This is a genomic window from Hafnia paralvei (assembly GCF_020150375.1).
In the GTDB taxonomy this organism is placed as follows: Bacteria; Pseudomonadota; Gammaproteobacteria; order Enterobacterales; family Enterobacteriaceae; genus Hafnia; species Hafnia paralvei.
On sequence record NZ_CP083737.1, the window covers coordinates 4,433,725 to 4,457,757 of the forward strand.

At 48.5% G+C, this 24,033-nt stretch carries 19 protein-coding genes; 9 read left to right on the forward strand and 10 right to left on the reverse strand.

Translation table 11 applies throughout. The features are described from left to right. Positions 1–18: 18 nt before the first annotated feature. On the reverse strand, positions 19–1,215 hold the full coding sequence (locus K9N75_RS20565) for a BaiN/RdsA family NAD(P)/FAD-dependent oxidoreductase (protein WP_008815542.1): 1,197 nt from the start codon (positions 1,213–1,215) through the stop codon (positions 19–21). 323 nt (positions 1,216–1,538) lie between these two features. Here K9N75_RS20565 and pitA point away from each other — a divergent pair, with 323 nt between their 5' ends. Next, positions 1,539–3,032: an inorganic phosphate transporter PitA gene (gene pitA, locus K9N75_RS20570; protein ID WP_008815543.1), complete on the forward strand. Its 1,494-nt coding sequence runs from the start codon at positions 1,539–1,541 to the stop codon at positions 3,030–3,032. A 52-nt stretch (positions 3,033–3,084) separates the two neighbouring features. Here the strand turns inward: pitA and K9N75_RS20575 are convergent, their stop codons facing one another. Then, complete coding sequence (locus K9N75_RS20575; protein WP_008815544.1) at positions 3,085–4,398, reverse strand: sodium-dependent transporter; 1,314 nt, start codon at positions 4,396–4,398, stop codon at positions 3,085–3,087. A gap of 364 nt (positions 4,399–4,762) precedes the next feature. Beyond that, positions 4,763–5,098 carry a universal stress protein UspB gene (gene uspB, locus K9N75_RS20580; protein ID WP_224452060.1) on the reverse strand — a complete coding sequence of 112 codons (336 nt, stop codon included), beginning with the start codon at positions 5,096–5,098 and terminating at the stop codon, positions 4,763–4,765. A gap of 723 nt (positions 5,099–5,821) precedes the next feature. Between uspB and uspA the strand changes: the two genes are divergently transcribed. The 3 genes from uspA (at position 5,822) to gdhA (ending at position 10,339) form a co-directional block, all read left to right on the forward strand. Then, positions 5,822–6,259: a universal stress protein UspA gene (gene uspA / locus K9N75_RS20585; RefSeq protein ID WP_008815546.1), complete on the forward strand. Its 438-nt coding sequence runs from the start codon at positions 5,822–5,824 to the stop codon at positions 6,257–6,259. Between the two features lie 1,074 nt (positions 6,260–7,333). After that, on the forward strand, positions 7,334–8,812 hold the full coding sequence (dtpB, locus tag K9N75_RS20590; RefSeq protein ID WP_004091080.1) for a dipeptide/tripeptide permease DtpB: 1,479 nt from the start codon (positions 7,334–7,336) through the stop codon (positions 8,810–8,812). A gap of 183 nt (positions 8,813–8,995) precedes the next feature. Continuing rightward, the gene (gene gdhA, locus K9N75_RS20595) at positions 8,996–10,339 is read left to right on the forward strand and encodes an NADP-specific glutamate dehydrogenase (protein ID WP_224452061.1); all 1,344 of its coding nucleotides are present in this window, start codon (positions 8,996–8,998) and stop codon (positions 10,337–10,339) included. Positions 10,340–10,404: 65 nt separating this feature from the next. On the opposite strand, the gene K9N75_RS20600 is transcribed toward gdhA, so the two are convergent. Next, complete coding sequence (locus K9N75_RS20600) at positions 10,405–11,577, reverse strand: cephalosporin-hydrolyzing class C beta-lactamase ACC-1a (protein WP_039189232.1); 1,173 nt, start codon at positions 11,575–11,577, stop codon at positions 10,405–10,407. Positions 11,578–11,791: 214 nt separating this feature from the next. Between K9N75_RS20600 and K9N75_RS20605 the strand changes: the two genes are divergently transcribed. Beyond that, a complete protein-coding gene (locus K9N75_RS20605; RefSeq protein ID WP_224452062.1) occupies positions 11,792–12,658 on the forward strand; it encodes a LysR family transcriptional regulator in 867 nt (288 codons plus the stop codon). A 308-nt stretch (positions 12,659–12,966) separates the two neighbouring features. Next, on the forward strand, positions 12,967–14,319 hold the full coding sequence (gene gorA / locus K9N75_RS20610; protein WP_008815552.1) for a glutathione-disulfide reductase: 1,353 nt from the start codon (positions 12,967–12,969) through the stop codon (positions 14,317–14,319). 64 nt (positions 14,320–14,383) lie between these two features. Here the strand turns inward: gorA and K9N75_RS20615 are convergent, their stop codons facing one another. The 5 genes from K9N75_RS20615 to gad form a co-directional block, all read right to left on the reverse strand. Then, a complete protein-coding gene (locus tag K9N75_RS20615; protein WP_130954771.1) occupies positions 14,384–15,034 on the reverse strand; it encodes a MarC family protein in 651 nt (216 codons plus the stop codon). Position 15,035: 1 nt separating this feature from the next. Further along, positions 15,036–16,343 carry an APC family permease gene (locus K9N75_RS20620; protein WP_039189222.1) on the reverse strand — a complete coding sequence of 436 codons (1,308 nt, stop codon included), beginning with the start codon at positions 16,341–16,343 and terminating at the stop codon, positions 15,036–15,038. Then, a complete protein-coding gene (gene glsA / locus K9N75_RS20625; RefSeq protein WP_061059430.1) occupies positions 16,343–17,281 on the reverse strand; it encodes a glutaminase A in 939 nt (312 codons plus the stop codon). Before glsA ends, K9N75_RS20620 begins: the two co-directional genes overlap by 1 nt. Positions 17,282–17,489: 208 nt before the next feature. After that, positions 17,490–19,079 carry a glutamine/gamma-aminobutyrate antiporter GadC gene (gene gadC / locus K9N75_RS20630; RefSeq protein WP_039189216.1) on the reverse strand — a complete coding sequence of 530 codons (1,590 nt, stop codon included), beginning with the start codon at positions 19,077–19,079 and terminating at the stop codon, positions 17,490–17,492. Between the two features lie 113 nt (positions 19,080–19,192). Then, on the reverse strand, positions 19,193–20,593 hold the full coding sequence (gene gad / locus K9N75_RS20635; RefSeq protein ID WP_061059429.1) for a glutamate decarboxylase: 1,401 nt from the start codon (positions 20,591–20,593) through the stop codon (positions 19,193–19,195). A 339-nt stretch (positions 20,594–20,932) separates the two neighbouring features. Between gad and hdeA the strand changes: the two genes are divergently transcribed. The 3 genes from hdeA to K9N75_RS20650 all read left to right on the forward strand — a co-directional run bounded on the left by hdeA (position 20,933) and on the right by K9N75_RS20650 (position 23,202). Next, complete coding sequence (gene hdeA / locus K9N75_RS20640; RefSeq protein ID WP_223283576.1) at positions 20,933–21,223, forward strand: acid-activated periplasmic chaperone HdeA; 291 nt, start codon at positions 20,933–20,935, stop codon at positions 21,221–21,223. 224 nt (positions 21,224–21,447) lie between these two features. Next, positions 21,448–22,698 (forward strand): ammonium transporter, encoded by a 1,251-nt coding sequence (locus K9N75_RS20645; RefSeq protein ID WP_039189207.1) that lies wholly within the window; start codon positions 21,448–21,450, stop codon positions 22,696–22,698. A gap of 180 nt (positions 22,699–22,878) precedes the next feature. Continuing rightward, on the forward strand, positions 22,879–23,202 hold the full coding sequence (locus K9N75_RS20650; RefSeq protein WP_130974278.1) for an HdeA/HdeB family chaperone: 324 nt from the start codon (positions 22,879–22,881) through the stop codon (positions 23,200–23,202). 85 nt (positions 23,203–23,287) lie between these two features. Here K9N75_RS20650 and K9N75_RS20655 read toward each other — a convergent pair whose 3' ends face one another. Continuing rightward, complete coding sequence (locus tag K9N75_RS20655; RefSeq protein WP_008815561.1) at positions 23,288–23,917, reverse strand: response regulator transcription factor; 630 nt, start codon at positions 23,915–23,917, stop codon at positions 23,288–23,290. Positions 23,918–24,033 lie beyond the last annotated feature (116 nt).

The window sequence follows — 24,033 nt, forward strand, 5'->3', positions numbered from 1 at the left end:
GGAACGGAAGTCTCAATGTCACACATTCGCCACCGCTTGCGCACAGGCCCAAGCGGAACTCCATGCCCATTGGAAATTATAGCCACCGAGCCAGCCCGTCACATCAACCACTTCGCCAATGAAAAACAGCCCCGGCACTTTATGTGCCTGCATGGTTTTCGAGGAAAGCTCGTGGGTATCAACGCCGCCCAGCGTCACTTCTGCGGTACGATAGCCTTCGGTGCCATTCGGCACGACCTGCCATTCTTGTAATGTTTCAACTATCTGTACCTGCTGTGGAGCATTCAGCTGTTTAAGCGTGACGTCAGGAATTTGCCCCAGCGTTTGTAAACATTCAACCAAACGCTTCGGTAGTTGTTTTGCTAGCGTATTTTTTAGGCTTTGATTTGGGTGCTCAGTGCGCTCCGCGTCCAAGAAAGCGGCCAGATCGCAATCCGGTAGCAGGTTGATTGTCACTTTCTCACCGGCTTGCCAGTAGCTAGAAAGCTGGAGGATCGCTGGACCCGAGAGGCCACGATGGGTAAACAGAATACTCTCGCGGAAACTGGTGCCTGATTCAGCGGTGACTACCGATGGAACCGCTACGCCAGACAGCGTTTGCAGATGATCCAATAGTGGCTTATGCAGTGTAAACGGAACCAAACCCGCACGAGTCGGCAGCACGTTCAGGCCGAACTGCTCAGCAATCTTGTAGCCGAAAGGCGTCGCGCCCAATCCAGGCATCGACAAACCACCGCTCGCGATCACCAAAGATCGGCAGTTCACCTGTTCACCGTTAAGCTGAAGCGAAAATTCTCCGCTGTCTAAACGCTCAACGCTCAAGATTTCGCTGCGCAAACGAAGAGTAACCTGCCCTAGCTCGCACTCTTTAAGCAGCATATCCACGATCTGTTCAGCGGAATCATCGCAAAACAACTGCCCCAACGTTTTCTCGTGATAAGCAATCTGGTAACGACTCACCAGCTCAATAAAATCCCATTGGGTATAGCGAGCCAGAGCCGATTTGCAGAAGTGTGGGTTCTGCGATAAATATGCCGCGGGTTCGGCATACATATTCGTAAAATTACAGCGACCGCCGCCCGACATCAGGATTTTTCGCCCTGCCTTTTTGCCGTTATCAACGACGAGAACGCGCTGACCGAGTTGCCCTGCTTGAGCCGCACAAAACAACCCCGCGGCACCAGCGCCGACGATCACTACATCAAAATTTTCCACACATAACCTCTTATTTCGTGGTTCTAAATGCAACCACGAACGCTAATACCGATTTTTCTAATATGAGCTACTCTGGTAATAAACGGCAAAACAAACCCAGACTCACGGCGGTGGATTGTAAACGGGGTAAATCCTCATCGCCAGCGCGAGAAAAAATTTATCTCGAAATATTCATACAACATACTGAAATGATAGGACTAATCCGAGATATGTATCTATTAACTGCGTGAATAAATCAAAAAAACGTCATATTTTGCTTTTCCCCAGCACGCGTTCTCGCAGATAATGCGCCGCGTTCATGACCACTAACTGGCGTAACGCTTATGCTACATCTATTTGCAGGGCTGGATTTTCACACTGGCCTCATGTTAGTCCTGGCACTGCTGTTTGTTCTGTTTTATGAAGCCATCAATGGTTTCCATGACACAGCAAACGCAGTCGCAACAGTTATCTATACTCGTGCACTTCGTTCGCAGATTGCGGTCGTTATGTCGGGTATTTTCAACTTCTTAGGTGTGATGTTGGGTGGCCTCAGCGTCGCCTACGCAATTGTGCACCTCCTTCCAACAGATTTGCTGTTGAACGTGGGATCGACTCACGGTCTAGCAATGATGTTCTCTCTGCTTTTAGCGGCGATTATCTGGAACCTCGGCACCTGGTATTTTGGTCTGCCGGCATCCAGTTCTCATACGCTAATCGGCGCGATTATCGGTATTGCACTGACTAACGCACTGATGACCAACACTTCCGTGGTGGATGCTCTCAACATTCCGAAGATGATAGAAATCTTCTTATCGTTGATTTTGTCCCCACTGATCGGCCTAGTACTGGCTGGTCTGATGGTATTTGCACTGCGTCGCTATTGGAGCGGAACGAAAAAACGTCGCCGCATCCATATGACACCTGCTGAACGTGAAAAGATTGATGGCAAACGCAAACCACCATTCTGGACGCGTATTGCCCTGATTCTGTCGGCGGTTGGCGTGAGTTTCTCTCACGGTGCTAACGATGGTCAGAAAGGCATCGGTCTGTTGATGCTGGTATTAATTGGTGTGGCTCCGGCCGGCTTTGTGGTTAACATGGACGCCACTGGCTATGACATCACCCGTACCCGTGATGCGATCACGCATCTGGAACAGTATTACCAGAAGCATCAGGAAGCCCTACCACATATCGTTGGTATTGAAGAGCATCAGCCAGTGGCACCAACCACCGGTAACAATGATTTCCATTGTGATTCTTCTCGTGCGCTGATTGCTATCGACCACAGCAAAGCTTTGCTGAATAACCTGCAACGTTATGATGAGCTAAGCGTCGATCAACGTAATCAAATGCGTCGTTTACTGATGTGTGTTGCAGATACCGCAGGTAAAGTGGCTAAGCTGCCTGAAACAGATGCTCAGGATAAGCGCTTCCTGAACGATCTGCGTAAAGATCTGCTGGAGACCGTTGAGTACGCACCGATGTGGATTATCGTTGCCGTTGCTTTGGCCCTGTCTCTGGGGACCATGATTGGCTGGCGTCGTGTGGCGACGACTATCGGTGAGAAGATTGGTAAGAAAGGCATGACCTATGCGCAAGGCGTTTCCGCGCAGATGACGGCCGCCATCTCCATCGGTGTAGCAAGCTATACCGGTATGCCGGTTTCAACCACTCAGGTGCTCTCTTCTGCGGTTGCGGGTACCATGATCGTGGACGGCGGCGGTGTTCAGAGTAAAACCATTAAGAGCATTCTGTTGGCATGGGTTCTAACCCTTCCGGTAGCGATTGTTCTTTCCGGTGGTCTGTACTGGCTAGCCCTGACTTTCGTAGTCTAAAGCTCGTTAAAACGATTAAAAAGCCCGTTTAATAAACGGGCTTTTTTTTGACTTACATTAGGCCTCTAATCAGAATAATACCGATAAACAGCGGGCCAATGTAACGCCAGGTAATGCGCAGACATGCTCGCCAAAAAGGAGAGATATCCTGCGGTACCAGCGTCGCAGCACGTGGCGACCAGCCAAAGACCAGGCAGATAATAATACCGAACAACGGCATCATCAGATTCGACGTCAAGAAATCCAACACATCAAACAGCGTTTTTCCAGCCAGCGTAAAACCGCTTAATTCGCCAAAGGACAAGGTCACAGGGATCCCCGCTAGCATAATACTTGCGGTAATAATCAGGCTCGCGTTACGGCGTGACCAGCCCCAGCGTCCTTGGGCAAAGGCCACGATATTCTCTAACAACGATATCGACGAGGACAGCGCTGCAACTAACAGCAACAAGAAGAAAGCCACCGCCAGAATACTTCCCCCCGGCAGATGAGCAAAGAAAACGGGCATGGTCATGAAGGTCAGCCCCGGACCCGCAGCAGGATCTAATCCGGCTGAGCTTAATGCAGGGAAAATCATCAGCCCCGCCAACACACAAACCAGACACGACAATGTGACGACCCAAACACTAGAGCGCCCAATGCCTCGGCTATCTGGCAGATATGCGCCATAGGTAACATGAATCCCTAAACCAATGGACAGAGAGAAGAAAGCCAGCCCCAACGCATCCAGCACGCTTTTCCCCGTCAGATGGCTAAAGTCTGGATACAGGAACATCTTCAGACCCGCACTGGAGCCCGGCAATGTCATCCCCACGACAATCAGCACCAGCATAATCAAGAATAACAAAGGCATCATGACCTTAACCGCTTTCTCAACGCCGCGCTGCACACCGCCCAACACCACATAGCACGTCAAGGCCGCAAACAATAAATGAGTGATAACCGGCAGGTAAGGATTGCTTATAAAATCAGTAAACAACGAATTCAACTGGCTGGAGTCCGTAATGTTCAGTTTGCCTGCTCCCGCCATGAACGTGTAGCCCACCGTCCAGCCCCCCACCACGCTATAGAAACTGAAGATGCACCATGAACACGTCACGCCCAGAACGCCTACCCAGCCCCAATGGCGCCCCGCCAGCTGTTTGAAGGCCTTGACCACGCCTTCGCGCGTATGACTGCCCAGCAGTGTCTCAGCCATGAATACGGCCAGTCCCAGAGTAAAGCTGAACACCAAGAAAACAATCAGGAATGCACCGCCGCCATTGGTGGCAGAAACGTAGGGAAACTTCCAGATAGCACCAATGCCAATTGCCGAACCTGCTGCGGCTAAGATATGTCCAATCCGAGATGACCATTGCTGGCTCATGCAGACCTCCGCAGGGAGGGGATAATGCTGAACGTCATGTTGAAACTCCGGTGTTAAGAAAATGGTGCCGGAGGGTGCTAGAGACAACAAGGCCGCCCTTCCGGCGGCCTTGTTTAATATGGATGCGTGCAGGCCACCTAGCTGATAAGGAGAAGAAGGAGGCTGAGTTGGAGGTTAACTGTGTGCACGTTAGGATGTCCTAAAATTGAATACCGTTTCAAATTAATCAATGCACATCGTCTCTGCAATCATTATTTTCAGTTTTACCTTTTTGCAACATGCTGATACTGCATTTCACGCGTAGTGCTTATCTGCACCCTCGCCAGAACGAAGGTGCCATAATTTCATTAATATCAATTGGCTACTAATACCAAATCGCCATAGCGCACAGACATACCACGACGAGGCCACACAGTCCGCTGGTTAAAACAAACTGGCGACGCAAACGCTCACAGCGGCGAATAAACTCATCATCATGGTGATCGAGGTAGCGCTGAGCCTGAATATAACGCACTAAGCGCACTTGCTTACTAGGCTGTCCATGAGACGTAAAGAATCCGCCACCATCAACATATTGATAAAGCAGCGGATCACAACTGCGTAGAACAACCAGTAGCGCGCGTAGCGAGGAGTAATAACGCAGCATGTTAATCACGCACACAAGAAACAATGCCCAAAAAAGCGCGACGGTATTAATCATGATCTCCTCCCGGCATCCTCTCCAGCAAATAATGAGAACTGTGAGATAACGGTGCCTTGTCTATTACTCGCCAGACAACCTTAGCCCGACAGTTTCGTCAGGCTAAACCACGATGTTTATTATCAAGGTAGGCAAAAGGCTAGTAGCACAATAACAAATCACGCTACGCGGCACTGCCTCATTAATCAGTTTAGGAAAAGAACGGAGAAACGGTATCAAGATCACAAAATTAATTTTGCTGATTTTATGATGAAACGCAGAATGCGCTAGCTAATGATTTAGCTTCGCTATTAATTCCTATAAAAAAACGGCGAAATAGAGAGAAAGCGAATAACAAAAGCAAAAAAAGGTGAAAATTTTTCCTCCTAAGATAATCAGCTCTTGCTTTACAACCGCGCTATCCTTATAAAAAACGGGTCTACTTTTTTTAGCTGCTGGCAAAAATGCTCTTTTCTTTAACGGCCTGAATTGGTGTTTTTTTCCTCACTTAACGTGTTTTTGCATTTAAAGTGAACCTTTTCAGCTGAAAGTATGTGCAGCCTTAGCGTAAAAGAGTAAAACAGTAGTTAAAAGCAATATGTTAAGAAATTTGCATTGTGAGTGTGAGCAGGACGACACCCTCGCAATCTGAACGATGCTAACATGCAGGCATGCAAGAGAAGCCAGGTAGCGACACCCAATGCCTGCTACCCCGTTAACCGGCTTTATGGAAGGAGTAAACTTATGGCTTATAAACACATTCTGGTTGCTGTAGACCTTTCCCCAGAAAGTAACATCTTGGTTGAGAAAGCAGTATCTATGGCGCGCCCTTATGACGCTAAAGTTTCTCTGATTCACGTGGATGTTAACTATTCTGACCTGTACACCGGCCTAATTGACGTGAATCTGGGCGACATGCAGAAACGTATTTCTGACGAAACTCACCACGCCCTGACCGAGCTGTCTCAGAACGCAGGCTATCCAATTACGGAAACCCTGAGCGGGAGCGGTGATTTGGGTCAGGTACTGGTGGATGCGATTAAGAAATACGATATGGACTTGGTACTGTGCGGCCACCATCAGGATTTCTGGAGTAAGCTGATGTCTTCTGCTCGCCAGTTGATCAACACCGTACACATCGACATGCTGATTGTTCCATTGCGTGACGAAGATGAAGATTAAGTCTTAGTAAACTTCATCTTTCTTAAGTTTAGTTTTCAGCGCCCGCTTTGCGGGCGTTTTTGTTTTTGTGCTGCGTCGAGGCTAAAGCGGGGGGTGACTCTGCGCGCTTATGGTGCCAGAGAGTAGGGATGAGGCCTTGTACTCTAGTTGTTGAGTGGAAATTTCGCCCGCTGCTTCGCAGGTACCCAAATCTCGTCATTCCGGCTTTAACGGAACGAATGAAAATAGAACGGTGTGATGTTTCGTACGCCTAATGCACCGAAATCTACCTGCCCCCGTGAAGGCGTCCGAGTCGGGGGGCCAATCGCTGCCCCCCGACACCCCAGCTTGGCACCGTCCTTCAGCCTGCTTCGCAGGTACCCGAATGTCGTCATTCTGGCTTTAACGGAACGAACGGCAATCGCCATCCTGGCTCCTCCGTTCTTTCGCCGACGTCCTGTCGGCGAATCCTAGCCTACATTCCTCCCTTCGGCTGAAGAACAACGTGCCGGAAAAGGTCAACGTCAAAACAAAAAGCGTGGACGTTTTTTTTAGTTTAAGCATTCGTAGAGAGAGCCGGCACGACAGGGATGTCGTGACGGAGTTTGGGGCGCCCTGGATGGGCGATACCAAACCGGAGCGGAGATAGCATCTCGGATAAAAGCGCGCGAGTGCAGAGACCACGCGCTGGTGGTCTCTGCCCGTACGCCTTCACGGATGTATCAATGAAGCTCAGTATGGACAGGCGGGCGGAATCTTACACAGCAATTCCATAAACGATCGGCTAACGGAATATTCCACTAGAGCACAGTAAGAGATGAAAATTCCAAACCGGAGCGAAAACGGCCCCTCGGTATAGAAATATTCCCCCTTGAATTCCCTATAAAAAAACCGCCAATCAACTTTTAAATAGTGTGATCAACCACTAAGATCACAACCTGTCCATACAATAACCTACATCATAACTAAAAATCGGCATTAACACGGCATCAAAACATATAAAATCGGAATTCTATTTCAGCAAGGATGTATCTTCGGCAACGCGCTTCGCGTACGCCTACACTTAATTAATTCAATATTCGAAGGCGAACTAATATGAATAAGCCCGCCCCAGTCGGTTTATTGCAACAACCTAAACCGTTTTTCATGATTTTCTTTGTTGAGCTATGGGAACGCTTTGGCTACTACGGAGTGCAAGGCATTCTGGCTGTTTTCTTCGTCAAACAGCTAGGTTTTTCACAGGAACAGGCATTTATCACTTTCGGGGCATTCGCCGCTTTGGTGTACGGGCTGATCTCTATCGGTGGCTACGTCGGTGACCATCTGCTGGGAACCAAACGCACCATGGTGCTCGGTGCTATCGTCTTGGCACTCGGCTATTTTATGACCGGTCTGTCTCTGCATAAACCTGACTTGATTTTTATCGCCCTAGGCACCATCGCGGTAGGTAACGGGCTGTTCAAGGCTAACCCAGCCAGCCTGCTCTCAAAATGCTATCCCCCTAAAGATCCTCGTTTAGACGGCGCATTTACGCTGTTCTATATGTCGATCAATATTGGTTCCTTGCTGTCTCTGTCATTAGCTCCAATCATTGCTGATAAATATGGCTATGCAGTGACATATAACCTGTGCGGTATAGGTTTAGTCGTCGCTCTATTGGTTTATTTCTGCTGCCGCGGTATGGTGCGTGACATCGGTTCAGAACCAGACAGCAAACCTATGAACCTGAAAAATCTGCTGCTGGTGCTGATCGGCACCGTTGTGATGGTTTACGTATGTGCTTGGCTGATGCACAACGTTAAAGTCGCCAACATCGTGTTGATTGTGCTATCAATTATCGTGATTTTCTTCTTCTTCCGCGAAGCATTTAAGCAAAACAGAAGCGACCGCAACCGTATGTATGTCGCCTTCGTTCTGATGATTGAAGCGGTGCTGTTCTATATTCTGTATGCTCAGATGCCAACATCACTGAACTTCTTTGCAATCAATAACGTACATCATGAAATTCTGGGATTTGCAATTAACCCCGTCAGCTTCCAAGCATTGAATCCGTTCTGGGTCGTTGTTGCCAGCCCAATTCTGGCTTCGCTTTACACCCGTTTCGGCGCCAAAGGCAAAGACCTTACGATGCCAGCCAAATTCACCCTTGGCATGTTCTTGTGTTCACTCGGATTCCTTACTGCTGCCGCTGCTGGCCTGTGGTTTGCTGATGCTCAGGGGCTAACCTCACCATGGTTTATTGTGCTGGTTTATCTGTTCCAGAGTCTGGGTGAGCTGATGATTAGTGCCTTAGGACTGGCAATGGTTGCCGCTCTAGTCCCTCAGTATCTGATGGGCTTTATTCTTGGCATGTGGTTCTTAACTCAAGCAGCAGCGTTCCTACTGGGCGGCTACGTAGCAACCTTTACTGCCGTACCGGAAGGCATTAGCGATCCACTGCAAACCCTGCCGATCTACACGGGCGTCTTCAGTAAAATCGGTATCGCTACCTTTATCATTGCCATCATTATGGCCGCCATGGTGCCTTGGCTAAACCGCATGATGAATACCAAACCCGAAGCGCAAAACGCATAACTCACTGCTCCACCTCTCCTAACGCCTCCACTCGGAGGCGTTTTTATTTACTGCATGATCATAAATCACTTGATTAAGCCTCGGTTACCGGTGATATAGTCAAAATGCAAACACAGTGCAAAATCTGCATTTATAAACATAAAAAACGCATAAAAAATCACTTCCATAAAGGAGAATCACACTATGGAGCAACCTCGCTCTCTAGAACACTTCCTCACGACCGTGCAGCAGCGCGATCCTAACCAACCAGAATTCCTGCAAGCCGTGCGAGAAGTGATGACCACTCTGTGGCCGTTTCTGGAGCAAAACCCTCATTACCGCGATGCAGCCCTGCTTGAACGCTTAATCGAACCTGAGCGCGTGATTCAGTTTCGTGTCACTTGGGTAGACGATCGTGGTCAGGTACAGGTTAACCGCGCGTGGCGCGTACAGTTCAGCTCGGCTATTGGGCCATTTAAAGGAGGAATGCGCTTCCATCCTTCCGTTAACCTTTCAATTCTTAAATTCCTAGGTTTTGAACAAACCTTCAAAAACGCGCTGACTACGCTGCCGATGGGCGGTGGCAAAGGCGGCAGCGACTTCAATCCTAAAGGCAAAAGCGACGGCGAAATCATGCGTTTCTGTCAGGCATTGATGACCGAGCTTTATCGACATCTGGGCGCAGATACCGACGTTCCGGCCGGTGACATCGGCGTCGGCGGACGTGAAGTTGGTTTCATGGCCGGTATGATGAAAAAACTATCAAATAACACCGCGTGCGTTTTCACCGGTAAAGGTCTGTCGTTTGGCGGTAGTTTGATCCGCCCAGAAGCCACGGGTTACGGCTTAGTTTACTTTACCGATGCCATGCTCAAGCGCCACGGTTTAGGCTTTGAAGGCATGCGCGTCGCCGTTTCCGGCTCGGGCAATGTGGCACAGTACGCGATTGAAAAAGCCATGGCGCTCGGTGCTCGCGTGATTACTGCTTCTGACTCCAACGGCACCGTGGTGGATGAAGCCGGATTTACCACCGAGAAACTGGCACGCCTGTGCCAGATCAAATCCCAGCAGGATGGTCGTATTGCCGATTACGCTAAAGAATTTGGCCTAACCTATCTTGAAGGTCAGCAACCTTGGGGGGTTAGCGTTGATATTGCCCTGCCTTGCGCCACTCAAAACGAGCTGGATGCGCCCGCAGCACGTGTCCTGATCGCCAATGGCGTCAAAGCCGTCGCCGAAGGCGCAAATATGCCAACCACGATTGAAGCCACCGATCTGTTCCTTGAGGCAGGTGTATTATTTGCGCCTGGTAAAGCAGCGAACGCTGGTGGTGTCGCAACATCGGGGCTAGAAATGGCGCAGAACGCCGCTCGTATGGGCTGGAAAGCCGAGAAAGTGGATTTACGCCTACACCACATCATGCTGGATATCCACCAAGCCTGCGTGGAATATGGCGGAAAAGATAAGCAAACCCACTACGTTCGCGGTGCAAACATCGCTGGATTTGTTAAAGTCGCTGATGCCATGCTGGCACAGGGCGTACTGTAATACCCCTGAGAAATCGGTGACTCAACATATCGCCTCTCCAAACGAGAGGCGATATCTATTCTTTTCTACTTATTCCCTTCCAACGAGCTCAAGATTTTATACGCCACCGTCACTCGCTGATCGATTGAGTAGTTTTTGTTAGCCAGCATCACGATCCCCATCTTCTTAGCAGGAACAAACGCAATATAGGCACCGAAGCCGTTAGTTGATCCGGTCTTATTAATCCACACATTTTCCTGTGGCGGTAACGGCGGAACAATCGGCGTAGCCACGCTTTTCGTCATCGCCATATCGTTACCGGTGAGCAAATTCGGCAGAGAAACCGGATATGGCAGCTGCTCCCACATCAGATCCTGAGTAATCTCACCCGACTTGAAATAGCCGGTGTGGGTGGCTGTCAGAGCCTGTTGCATCTTGGCATTAGCATCAAGCTTTAACTGCCCCATATTGGCTTGCACGTAGCGTAACAAGTCGCTGGAGGTGGTTTTGATACCATAAGCTTCGTTACCCAAAATCTCCATATTCACGTGCACTGGCTCATCTTTCTTGTTGTAGCCCCACGCATAGTTTTCCATCTGGTCAGCCGGAACCTTCAAGTAGCTGTGATGCATGCCTAACTGAGGAAGGAGGGTTTTCTCAATCGCATCTTCATAGCTCACACCCAGACTTTTCGCCGCAATCATCCCTAGCAAACCAGTACCGATATTGGAATAAACGCGATGGGTTCCAGCCGCATCGGCAGGTTTCCATGCTTTTAGATAAGCCATCAGCTGTGTGGTATTTTTAATATCTTCCGGCATAAATAGCTGTAGGCCTGAGGTATGCGTGCCCACATTGAGTACGCTAACGTGGTCAAAGCTGCTGCCACGCAACTCTGGAACGTAATGGCTAACGCTTTGATCCAAAGACAGCTTACCGCTCACCTGCGCATAGGACGCCAAGGTGGCAGCAAACGTTTTACTCAGCGAACCCACTTCAAATAACGTATTTTCCGTAACCGGCTGCTGAGGCTGTTTTGCCGCTAACCCATAGTTATAAATGTAGTTTTTACCGTTGACGGTCACTGCGACCGACATACCGGGAATATTATTCTTCTGCATCAGCGGCTGGATCAGGTCATCAACGGTGTCTTTAATTTTGCTCTCATCGATATTAGCAGCCAGAGCACCTTGGGCAGTTGCTGCCAGACAGGTAATCACGGATAACAGCTTCAATGTGTTCTGCATTTTTTTACGCATGAATAAGTGACCTTTTAATCGGATATATGTGGAACCTTGCACGCCAATCAGCATGCAAAAGAAAAATATTTATATAAACCAGTGAACGATCGGCGTCATCGCGCCAAGCTCACCGTGGCGGCAGGAATATCCGCTATCGTCGCCTGATTGACAAGCGAGATAAAATTCCCTTAGGGTAAAGAAAATCTTATGCCTACCTTTCTTAAGGCGACCTATGCGTTCTCATCTGCCACTCAATGCTCTTCGCGCTTTTGAAGCTTCTGCACGACATCTTAGCTTCACACGAGCAGGGCTTGAACTCAGCGTCACACAGGCTGCGGTCAGCCAGCAGGTACGCATGTTGGAGGCTAGGCTTGGAACCCAGTTATTCAAACGTCTACCACGCGGATTAGAACTCACCGATGAAGCCCATGTGCTTTTGCCGGTGCTTAGTGATGCCTTTAGCCAGATTGAAACGGTGCTCAAACAATTTGAAGGCGGACATTTTCATGAGGTTCTGACCGTTGCCGCTGTGGGTACCTTTGCCGTTGGCTGGCTAATTCCCCGCCTACAAAGCTTCTACACCGAGCACCCTTTTGTAGAGCTTAGACTGTTAACCAATAATAACTTGGTCAATTTAGCCGGCGAAGGTTTGGACTTTGCCATACGCTTTGGTACAGGAATGTGGCCAACGACCCATAATGCCGAGCTATTTAGCGCGCCGCTCAGCGTACTGTGTACACCAAGCGTAGCGCAGCGCTTGCAGCATCCAGAGAATTTAGCGAAAGAAATACTGATGCGCTCTTATCGCGCCGAGGAGTGGAATAGCTGGTTTCTCGCCGCTGGGATTGAGCCCATCAGAGTTAACGGACCGATATTCGACTCGTCGCGGCTCATGGTGGAGGCTGCGATTCAGAATGCAGGTGTGGCACTGGCTCCAGCCAGAATGTTCGAGCACGAACTGCAAAACGGTTTGCTGGTCAGCCCCTTTGATATTGAGGTCGAAGTCGGTAGCTATTGGCTTACCTGGTTGAAATCCAAGCCGATGACGCCCGCCATGCAGCTGTTCCATCAATGGCTGCTGATACAGGCTAAGGACTAAGTCTGGATACTATTATTGCCAATTGGCACCGAGAAAACCGCAGCCTATCACAACCATAGATGCAACCTTTGCGGCAATGGCGTGAGTAGCGTTACACTCTAAGGCAATTTTCTCATCCGCAGTGATTGGCGTTACGTGAATTAAGTGGCCTCAAACGCTGTCGGTATATACCCAAAGTCATTCAAGCAGCATTAAGACGGCCAGTGCGCATACCCGATGAGCTTACTCTAGGGAGATAGATAGCGAGCGCAGCCAACAAAGAAGCAGCTTGAAGTATGATGGATATACACAACTCATGGGACTCCCTGATGATTAAACATTATGACTATCTCGCAATTGGCGGTGGCAGCGGTGGTATTGCCTCCATCAACCGTGCGGCCATGTATGGCCAAAAATGTGCCTTGGTTGAAGCCAAGTATCTGGGCGGCACCTGCGTAAACGTGGGTTGTGTGCCGAAAAAAGTCATGTGGCATGCGGCACAGATCGCCGAAGCGATTCACCTGTATGGCCCAGACTACGGTTTTGATACCACTGTCAATAAGTTCGATTGGGGTAAACTGATCGAAAGCCGTACCGCTTACATCGACCGCATCCATCAATCCTACGAGCGCGGCTTAGGCAACAACAAGGTGGATGTCATCCACGGTTTTGCTAAATTTATCGACGCTCATACCATTGAAGTGAACGGTGAAACTATCACCGCCGATCATATTCTGATTGCAACCGGTGGTCGCCCTTCTCGCCCAAATATTCCGGGCGCAGAGTACGGTATCAACTCTGACGGTTTCTTCGAACTGGATGCACTGCCAAAACGCGTTGCGGTAGTCGGTGCTGGTTATATCGCCGTAGAGATCGCTGGTGTTCTTAACGGTCTGGGTGCTGAAACCCACCTGTTCGTACGTAAGCATGCACCGCTGCGTACCTTCGACCCAATGATCGTTGAAACGCTGGTTGAAGTGATGAATGCTGAAGGTCCACAGCTTCACACTCAGTCTGTGCCAAAATCTGTGACCAAAAATAGCGACGGCAGCCTGACTCTGGCGCTTGAAAACGGTAAAGAATTTGAAGTTGATTGCCTAATCTGGGCAATTGGTCGTGAGCCTGCCAATGACAATATCAATCTGGCAGCCGCTGGCGTTAAAACCAACGAAAAAGGCTACATCACCGTCGATAAATATCAAAATACCAACGTAAAAGGCATTTATGCTGTTGGTGATAATACCGGCGCAGTCGAACTGACACCTGTCGCAGTAGCTGCGGGGCGTCGCCTGTCTGAACGCCTATTTAACAATAAGCCAGACGAGCATCTGGATTACAGCAATATCCCAACCGTCGTCTTTAGCCACCCGCCAATTGGCACCGTGGGCTTAACCGAAGAACAGGCTAAAGAGCAGCACGGCGAAGAGAACGTGAAAGTGTATAAATCTGCGTTTACCGCAATGTATACCGCAGTGACTCAGCATCGCCAGCCGTGCCGTATGAAGTTGGTTTGCGTGGGTAAAGATGAAAAAATCGTCGGCATTCACGGTATCGGCTATGGTATGGATGAAATGCTGCAAGGCTTTGCGGTCGCACTGAAAATGGGCGCAACCAAAAAAGACTTCGACAACACCGTCGCGATCCATCCTACCGGTTCGGAAGAGTTTGTGACCATGCGCTAAGCGCACGTAAAGCTGTTCACTTGGGCTTTGATTCTCACCTCAAAGCCCTTTTTCATCCGTTTAACTAACTCAACGTATGTATCGCCGTAATCACTAATCCGGTAATACCAGAAACCAAAAGCTGTAGCGAAAGCGTCACCAGAATAATCCCTGAGATACGTGCCAGCGTGTCCATTGCACCGGTTGAAAGGCGTCCATGAAGAGGGCCTGAAGCCAAAAACGTAACAGCAATCGTCGGTGCCATCGCCAAAATCACCGCAGATAACATCAACAGACCATCAAGCGTATTGCTATGCGCTGCAGAAGAAATACCGACCGCAATGGTGCCTCCGCCAATAGACAACGGAAACAGCAACGGTACAACGGCCAAATCATTGACGTTTCTCGGACTTTCGCTATTGAGCAGCGCATTGCTTTGCTCGGCTTTAGTCCCGCGCGTCATCAAGGGCCACCCTTGAAATAACAGTGCTGCCCCGCCCGTTGCCGTTAATGCGTGGGTACTGAGTCCCAGCGCTGTAAGCATGTAATTGCCTAACCAAATGACAATCATCATCACAAAAACATATTCCCAAGCAACGCGCCATGCCACGCGTCGTAATGCCGTATTGGGAATACCGCCTAAAAGGATTGCCGCCGCGGTCATCGTCGCTGGAGGGCTAAACATGGCCAAAAAAGTGACATACAGTAGGAGAAATTGAACCAGCCACGCTTCCATCTTATCGCCCCGATAAACGTTGCTGGCGCTTGGCATTAAGCGCTAATAACCAACAGCCCAACAATGCACCCACAACGATCGCTACTTCCTTTGCTCCTTGAATCAGCAGGCTAGACATAAAGCCAATAAAGACCAACAGCATCAGGATCATCCCGAGTAGAACCAGTACCGGAGAGGCATTTATTTTGTGTCGCAACCGCCATGCCACCACAAACACGGCCAGATAGCAGATAAGAAATGTCGCGCTAGCTACGTTAGCCAAAGAGTTTAAATTCAGTGCGATAGCCAGAATTAATACTGCGAGTACCGCCAATACATTGCCGTAGGTGGCTTGATGCCAAAGTGTCTGCTTAAACAGCGCGGGCAACGTTTTGTTATCACCCATGCTGTACATAATATTGAATGCGGAAAACAGCGTGGCGTTAATCGCTGAAGCGGTCGCCAATAGCGCACCGATAGACACCACGGTAAACCCTAGCCTTCCCAAAATGGGATATGCAGCCTGAGCCACTGCGGTATCGGCGTATTTCGCTAAATCTGCGGCGGACACGTTGCCAAGCAGAACCAGTGACAGCAGGATATACAGCACGATCGTCAGGCAAATGGCGATCATAAAAGCTCTCGGCATAGTTCGCCGTGGGTTGGCGACTTTATCCGAGGCATTCGCCATCATGCCAAACCCCGCATAGGCGAAGAAAGTCATGCCCACGCTCGACAGGAATTCATTTGTGCTAGGTGCTTGGTGGATCTGCAATAGCTGCGGTTTGATCGTCATCAGGCCCGCCGCAATCAGTACGAGTAAAATTCCGAGTTTTATTGCCACTAAGACCAGCTCGGTACGCCCTACCGCATTGCTGCTTGCCATATTGACCAGCGCTAACACCAGAATAATGCCACCAGCATAAGCTTCCTGTAACCCGTTCGATGTGGAGTGTTCATGGAAAAGCTGAAGCGCATAGGCACCGAACGCGCGAGCAACCATCGCAATGGTCAACGCCAGTGTGACTAAGTATAGAAGGGAGAGCATGTTTGCTAACGTTGTCGACGGCAAACCATGCCGAAAAAAATCGATAATCCCACCCCGACTAGGATAAAACGCACCGAGGCAGGAGTAAGCATAGCCGGAAAATAGTGCAATCACGCCACCAGCAGCAAATGAAAGCCAAGTGGCTGAATGGACTAATAGAGCCGCCTGACCAAGCAATGCAAAAATTCCAGCCCCCACCATCGCACCAATACCCAGCGCCGCAACGTTGAAGATACTCAGAGATTTATTTTTGCTGGCAGAAACAGGCGGCTCTCCCATCATCAACAGCCTCGATAGAGGTTATATCCCAATTCTTGGGCAACCGAAGCCACCATTTTTTGTCCACGTACGCTGTTGCCTGTAGGATCTAGCGGAGGGGAAAATGCCGCTATCCCCATCACTCCTGGTACAACAGCCAGTATTCCACCACCAACGCCGCTTTTACCCGGCAACCCTACGGTATATGCCCAATCGCCGGAGCTACCGTACATTCCTTCCATGGTCATCTCCGCCAAAATAAAAGGCGTATTGGAAGCCGTCAGCACCTGCTTTTTAGTGCGAGGATTAATCCCTCCCGCCGCGAACGTTGCTCCCATCGTGGCAAGTTCCACCGTGTTAAACAGCGTTGAGCACTGGCGGGTATACACGTCGCAAGCTTCCATCGGATCGCAGTACATCGCACCAGCAGAATAGAGCAGCCATGCAATAGCACGGTTGTGGAAATTAGTGGTTTGTTCCGAGTGATTAACTTCATCGGAAAGCGCAATCGGTGCGCCCGCCAGTTTTTGCTGAATATCGAGAATACGTGCCCAACGGTTTTCACGATCGCTAGCATTAACCAGACTCACCGTAGACATCGCACCCGCATTAACGAGTGGAGACAATGGCTTACCATTGTGTAACTCAAGTGCAATCACGGAATTAAACGGCAACCCTGTTGGATCTGCACCAATCTTGTCCTGAACTTCACTCGGGCCGACGTCTTCAAGCGCTAGCGCCAATGAGCAAACTTTAGAAATTGACTCTAATGCAAAGCGAAAATCTGCATCGCCTTGGGAAAAAACCTCTCCATCCACGGTGACAATAGCCAGCGCAGACAGCTGGCTCGGCACACTGGCCAGATAGGGAATGTAGCTGGCGTTTTCTCCGCCTGCTAACGTTGAATATTGGGAATAGGCATTCGCCACCGCTTGCTGTAAGCGGCTAGGATCAATAGTCATAATACTGACTCCAAGAATAAATCTTTGCAGTAAGGGGAAGCGAAGGCCTAATTCTGATCACTTAAGCGTGATTTTAGGGGAAGTACACCGATGGGTGTCGTAGCAGCTTTAGCTGCCTGAGCGCCCCGCGGTGTGCTAGCCCCGTGTATCTCGATCTCTTAAACGAACAGCATTAAGCGAACTCTCCCCTTACCCTTTAGGTATGTGATTACGGCTTTGGTGTCACCGCTGGCAGAATGGCGGGTTCCGTCGTTTTGACCGGTGCGGTAACGACATCGCCGGTGTGCGCCGACGACACATTTTGGATCCCCGGATGTCCACTCTCAACCTGCCAAGTGAATGGGGCAAAGTCGCTGTTTTCATCACGCCAATGTGGTTTACGGATTAAGTAAATCAGGAAAGGCAGCACCGCGAAGAATATGGTCAGCGCAATCAGGATCCCGACATACTCCGTTGGGCTACCGACGGAAATTTGGCTTGGCGGAATAAAGCTGAATACAAAGGCCAATATAGAGCCTACCAAACCAGCACCACCGATGATCCACATCCCGATATCCCCGCCGGGAATACGATATGGACGTGGACGATTAGGTTGGCTATAGCGCAGATAAATCGCTGAGCTAAACATCAGCATATACATGATTAAATAAAGAATTACGGTCAACTGGCTCATAATCTGATAAGCGGCCTGCACAGAAGGCAGAACGACAAACAGAATAGCCAACAGCGAAACAAGCAATGCCTGAAGCAGCAAAATGTGGGTCGCCATGCCGTTTTTGTTGGTGTGTTGCCACCAACGCGGCAGATAACCGGCTTTTGCCACGATGAGCAAACCGGAAGATGGGCCAGCAACCCAAGTGACCACGCCAGCCAACACGCCGATGGCTAATGCAAAGGCTACCACCGGACCTAACCATTCGATGCCCGCCCACTTAAACATCGTGTCGTAGGCCACCAACAGGCTCTGCGTTAGGCTAATGTCAGACTGAGGAATAACAAACGCGATAGCTAATGTGCCCAATACAAAAATCAGCACAGTACCTAACGCAGCTAACATGATGGCAATAGGATAGTTTCTCTTAGGATTCTCAACGTCTTTAACATGTATCGCATTCATCTCCATCCCTGCATAGAACAAGAAGATACTGGCTGCGAGTACAATGTTATCGAAATTGGTGAAGTCAGGAATAACTTCGCCCCATGACAATTTAATCTGTGGCGCACCGCCAAAAATCAAATAAGAGAAACCTAAAACGATCAGAATAACCGCTGGGATAATGGTGCCAATAATACCGCCCCATTTTGATACCTTGGCAAAGGTACCCACTCCTTTGAACGCGATAAAGGTCGCAAGCCAATAAACAAATAATACTATTCCTAGTACAAAGAATTTATCTGCCGACAGGGCCTCATCCCATTTTTGATCTGGGCCAATAAAAGCGAGTGAAACTGCAGAAAACGTCAGTGCGGTAGGGAACCAAACGGTAACCTCGATCCATAGCATAAACATAGCAAGGAACGCCCAACGTGGGCCAAATGCCTCGCCGACCCAACGAAAAACCCCACCTTTTTCTGGCCAACCGGTCGCCAATTCAGCAGCAACTAATGACACAGGGATCAAGAAAAATACGGCAGCAAACAGGTAGTAAAAAATAGAACTCAAGCCATATTCAGCTTCAGCGGGCAAACCCCTGAGGCTAACTACGGCAACAATATTCATAATTGCCAGCGTTGCAATACCCAGCTTTTTCGCTGAAGCAGAAGGCTTGGCCGTGCTAGAAATATTATTATCGGACATAAAACGCCCACCCTATGCGAGTTAATACATCTGTCGCCAGTGAAGTTGCAGCGCAGGGCTACAGCCTCACTGGTCTAGACATTCACGTTCAGAAAAAAGTTAAATCGCTATTCTTATGTGTGATTAAAGCTATTCTGAGTTGCAATGCCCTGTAGAGATGGATGTTCACTGAGGTATTTCAGCGAAGCTTTAAAGTCTTCTAGCAGCAATTCGGCAAAGTCCATCTCAAAACCACGGCGGCACATAATGCGCATCACTACAACGTCGGACATCTCACCGCTCAGAGTAAACGCAGGTACCTGCCAACCCCGTAGTCGTAAACGTTCAGAGAGATCGAGCAGGGTATAACCCGGATTCGCGCCCTCTTTCACACGGAAACATACCGCAGGAATGCCCTCTTCAGGACCGCCAGAGCAGATAAATTCATATGGTCCTAATTTGGCGATAGCATCGGCTAAGTAACCAGCGACTTGATAAGAGGCGCTTTGCACCTTGGTGTAGCCTTCTCGTCCCAAACGCAAAAACTCATAATATTGCGCAATAACCTGACCTGCTGGACGAGAGAAATTAATTGCGAACGTGCCAATTTGTCCGCCCAAATAATCCACTTTAAACACCAGTTCCTCTGGCAACGCGGCCTCATCACGCCAGATCACCCAGCCACAGCCAAGGGGAGCAAGACCAAACTTATGACCCGAGGCGCTGATGGATTTAACCCGAGGTAAACGGAAATCCCACACGATATCCGGTGCAACGAAAGGCGCCAAAAAGCCACCGCTGGCGGCATCGATATGCATATCAATATCAAGACCTGTCTCCGCCTGAAGTTTATCCAGCGCATCATGTAGCGGCTGAGGGAATTCATAGTTGCCGGTATAGGTCACGCCAAACGTCGGTACGACGCCGATGGTGTTCTCATCACAGGCTTCAACCATACGTTTTGGATCCATAAACAACTGACCCGGCTGCATAGGAATTTCACGCAGCTCGACATCCCAGTAGCGTGCAAATTTATGCCAGCAAATCTGAACAGGGCCACAAACCAAATTCGGCTTGTTCGTTGGTTTACCCGCAGCCTCCATACGTTTACGCCAGCGCCATTTCATCGCCATACCGCCCAACATACAGGCCTCGGAAGAACCGATAGTGTTGGTACCGACCGCTTGGCCATTTGCGGGTACCGGCGCATTCCACAGGTCTGCCATCATGTTCACGCAGCGTAGATCGATGGCTGCAGACTGTGGGTATTCCTCTTTGTCGATCCAGTTTTTATTGATCGATAAGTCCATTAACTTATGAACATTATCGTCATCCCACGTTTGGCAAAACGTGGCCAAGTTCTGACGGGCATTCCCATCAAGAAACAGTTCATCGCTAATGATTTGAAATGCAACATCCTCACGCATTTCGTCTTTAGGGAAAATTTTTCCCTCAGAAATATTACGAATCGCTTCTGAACCAAAGCGGGAATCTAATAGCTCTGAGCGAAAATCCGCTACTTCTTTCTTAGCCATTCTTAACTCCTAAAAGGTATTTGTCTTTCTGTTAAAGCTAGGCCACCAATAAAATTGGCGCAAGTTAGCCGCAAGGATTAAATATCACAAAGATACCAATACAAGACCACAAAATGAAAATTCACTTTATTTTCATAAGATAAAACTGAAATTAATATAGAACAATTTTCTTGCATGAAAAGTCAGGAAATGTCATTTACCTGATTACTACTTTTTCTGGTCTCAATACGCTATAAAAAAATTTGCGACATGACAGAACAACGTTATATTGAAATAGCAGCATTCAACGAAATTAATTTGGAGATATTAAGCATGAATAAAAAAACATTATTAATCAGCATGGTATGCCTAATGGGTTTTTCTGCTATAGGACACGCAGCAGAAAACAAGAAACCTGTTAAATCATGGACATGCGAAGATTTCCTGGCGCTAGATGAAAGTTTCAAACCCACCGCCATTGGCTTTGCAGAAGCGCTAAACAAAAAAGACAAACCAGAAGATGCGGTACTTGATGTCGATGGAACTGAAAAAGTCATTCCACTGGTCATCGAAGCATGTAAACAAAATCCGAAAGAGTCTTTCGCTCAAAAAGTTAAGTCTGAATGGAAAAAAGTAAAAAAAGACATGTGACATTACGCTAGCAAGCCTGTGAACCTTTATAATACATTTCATTGTGATGATTCTTCTCAGGCTTGCTAAATCACATGACAAAAAACAACACAATTTCCTCTCAGGTTATTGTGCGATTTATTTTATTCGCCATGCGCTGTAAAACTAATGATGATAAATACAGTTTACTAAAAGTAAGAAAATTAACTCCATGATTTATTATCATTAATGTCAGGACACTATCTATGAGTCATATTGCCATTGCGTTTCATCAGATCGATGTTGGTAATACAGCGTTTATGCTGTTATGTACCAGCTTAGTGATGTTGATGACGCCAGGATTAGCATTTTTCTATGGAGGGCTCGTTTCTCGCAAAGATGTGCTCACGATTATGTTCCAAAGCTTTGTATCGATGGGATGGACTGCAATACTGTGGTTTGTTGTCGGATATTCGCTCTGCTTTGGTCCCACCATCAACGGCATCATAGGCGATCCCTCCTACTACGCCTTTTTGAATAACGTACATCCAAGCACAATGTATACTGGCAATTCAGGTGGTATCCCTCTGATTGTTCATATTGGTTATCAGATGATGTTTGCCATTATCACACCGGCGCTTATCACCGGTGCATTTGCCAATCGAGTCACCTTCCGCGCTTACCTCATTTTCCTCACCTTATGGCTGCTCTTCGTCTACTGCCCATTTGTTCACATGGTCTGGAGCCCGAACGGTCTCTTTGCGCGCTGGGGCGTACTCGACTTCGCGGGCGGTATCGTGGTGCATGCAACCGCAGGATTCGCAGCCTTAGCAGCAGCGCTCTATGTGGGTAAACGTGCCATCAGCAGCGGCGGAAGCCATAGTGTGCCGTTCATCGCACTTGGAGCAGGACTATTGTGGTTTGGCTGGTACGGGTTTAACGCGGGCTCCGAACTACAGGTGAACACCGTGACGGTGTCAGCTTTTTTTGCCACCGATATCGCCGCGGCTACCGCTGCCGTTACTTGGCTTATTATTGAATATTGCCATACCAAGAAGCCTAACTTTGTAGGCTTTTTAACTGGCTCTATCGCTGGGCTTGCGACTATTACTCCCGCCGCTGGCTATGTATCGCTCCAAGCTGCGGCGCTGATCGGCATCATAGCGAGTCTGGTGTGCTACTTTATGGTAGGGCTTATGCGTAAATATTTGGATGATGCATTAGATGTGTTTGGCGTGCACGGAATGGGCGGCGTTGTGGGTTCCATTCTGCTGGGCGTGTTTGCGACTCAGCTGTGGAATCCTGCTGGCGCATCCGGCCTGCTAGACGGGAACGTAAACTTTTTCTTCAAACAGGTCGTTGTGGTCGTATTCGCGAGCGTCTGGTCGTTCATCGTGACCTACGGAATACTCTGGTCTATCGATAGATTCACACCAGTTAGGGTTAAACGTGAATATCAGATTGCAGGAATTGATGAAGAACAGCTCGGCGAAAATGCTTATCCGGCTGACAAATAAACCAGCCACATAGAAATAATACAGCTCGGCGAATCACTTATTCACTGATAATTAAACATATTTAATATTACCCTAAATAATTCGGGCTACATGTCGGCGACAAGTTAGTGACTGAACTAACGTCGCTACCGTACCTATAGCTTGAAGTATAATGGGGACAGATAATAGGATCTGATAGCCATGAATAAATACTCAGTACCTCTGCTAGTTGGCCTCATCTCCAGCGGTTTGCTGATGGCAAACGTTGCCAAAGCAGCACAAGATGTCACACCGACCAATATGACATGCCAAGAATTCCTCAACATGAATTCTAAATCCTATAGCCCTATCGTATTTTGGATACTTAATAAAGATACTGATTTCAGCGGCGGAGATTATGTGGACTGGCACGAAACAGAAACCCTCGCGACACCTAAAGCGGTAGAGCTGTGTAAGAAATCACCATTGACCAAAGTCGAGTCGCTGAAAGAAACGCTGGAAAATGCAGTGAAAAAAGTCGAGTAATCCCAAACATCTGGAGCACTGTTCCTGATAACAAAAAGGCCGAAGATTTCTCTTCGGCCTTTTTGTTATCAGGGCTATCTCAATATCACGAAATATCGTGGATAAAGCTAAGGAAATCGCTTTTGCGCAACAAAGAGAGACGCTCGCGGAATTGGCGCAATTTGCTGTAAATCGATTTATCCGCTGTATTCAGCTTAGCCGCAATACACTTCACTCGCATTCCGCTCATCATGTCATCCAAAATCGTGAATGTCTCTTCGGTCACTCGACCTGGACCATTAGATGTTTGAAACGTATGTTGCACTTCTTGAGTCACAAAACGCCCCCCGCTCAAGACTTGCTTCACGGCCTGTTCCACAGATTCAAGAGGCGCTTTTTTATTTATAAAGCTGGCATTATCAATCAGACGCACAAAGTTCAGCGTATGCTCAGCCTGATTAGAGGTCCAAAAGACAATACGATACAGGTCATATGCACGCAGGCCAGACAGGCTGCGTACGAGATGGAAAATAGACTGATTCAAACTGTCTAAGTCTACCATGATAAATTTAGTTCTATCAGAATCAACGACTGCGCCCTGCCCCAGAGGCGCAATCTTTTTCAATATGCTTTTCAAACCCGTAGCGAACATAGGATCGTCAGATAAAATACCAATTACCGCGTTGTCTAGATTAATGACTTCAAGCTCAGATGATGATGTGGATAATGAATTCATGTTTTATTACCTTAAATATCATCGGCAGCACCACTGCGGGATACCTTGCCTAGTAGTACATCCGTGTGATAACTCCCAGCCGACGCGGTTTCGCTGCAACATAAAGCCCATTATTC

What these genes read in the sequence shown, in the direction of transcription:
- pitA (WP_008815543.1), top strand. Translation starts at nt 1,539, where the DNA reads ATGCTACATCTATTTGCAGGGCTGGATTTTCACACTGGCCTCATGTTA.
- K9N75_RS20575 (WP_008815544.1), bottom strand. Translation starts at nt 4,398, where the DNA reads ATGAGCCAGCAATGGTCATCTCGGATTGGACATATCTTAGCCGCAGCA.
- uspB (WP_224452060.1), bottom strand. Translation starts at nt 5,098, where the DNA reads ATGATTAATACCGTCGCGCTTTTTTGGGCATTGTTTCTTGTGTGCGTG.
- uspA (WP_008815546.1), top strand. Translation starts at nt 5,822, where the DNA reads ATGGCTTATAAACACATTCTGGTTGCTGTAGACCTTTCCCCAGAAAGT.
- dtpB (WP_004091080.1), top strand. Translation starts at nt 7,334, where the DNA reads ATGAATAAGCCCGCCCCAGTCGGTTTATTGCAACAACCTAAACCGTTT.
- gdhA (WP_224452061.1), top strand. Translation starts at nt 8,996, where the DNA reads ATGGAGCAACCTCGCTCTCTAGAACACTTCCTCACGACCGTGCAGCAG.
- K9N75_RS20600 (WP_039189232.1), bottom strand. Translation starts at nt 11,577, where the DNA reads ATGCGTAAAAAAATGCAGAACACATTGAAGCTGTTATCCGTGATTACC.
- K9N75_RS20605 (WP_224452062.1), top strand. Translation starts at nt 11,792, where the DNA reads ATGCGTTCTCATCTGCCACTCAATGCTCTTCGCGCTTTTGAAGCTTCT.
- gorA (WP_008815552.1), top strand. Translation starts at nt 12,967, where the DNA reads ATGATTAAACATTATGACTATCTCGCAATTGGCGGTGGCAGCGGTGGT.
- K9N75_RS20615 (WP_130954771.1), bottom strand. Translation starts at nt 15,034, where the DNA reads ATGGAAGCGTGGCTGGTTCAATTTCTCCTACTGTATGTCACTTTTTTG.
- K9N75_RS20620 (WP_039189222.1), bottom strand. Translation starts at nt 16,343, where the DNA reads ATGATGGGAGAGCCGCCTGTTTCTGCCAGCAAAAATAAATCTCTGAGT.
- glsA (WP_061059430.1), bottom strand. Translation starts at nt 17,281, where the DNA reads ATGACTATTGATCCTAGCCGCTTACAGCAAGCGGTGGCGAATGCCTAT.
- gadC (WP_039189216.1), bottom strand. Translation starts at nt 19,079, where the DNA reads ATGTCCGATAATAATATTTCTAGCACGGCCAAGCCTTCTGCTTCAGCG.
- gad (WP_061059429.1), bottom strand. Translation starts at nt 20,593, where the DNA reads ATGGCTAAGAAAGAAGTAGCGGATTTTCGCTCAGAGCTATTAGATTCC.
- hdeA (WP_223283576.1), top strand. Translation starts at nt 20,933, where the DNA reads ATGGTATGCCTAATGGGTTTTTCTGCTATAGGACACGCAGCAGAAAAC.
- K9N75_RS20645 (WP_039189207.1), top strand. Translation starts at nt 21,448, where the DNA reads ATGAGTCATATTGCCATTGCGTTTCATCAGATCGATGTTGGTAATACA.
- K9N75_RS20650 (WP_130974278.1), top strand. Translation starts at nt 22,879, where the DNA reads ATGAATAAATACTCAGTACCTCTGCTAGTTGGCCTCATCTCCAGCGGT.
- K9N75_RS20655 (WP_008815561.1), bottom strand. Translation starts at nt 23,917, where the DNA reads ATGAATTCATTATCCACATCATCATCTGAGCTTGAAGTCATTAATCTA.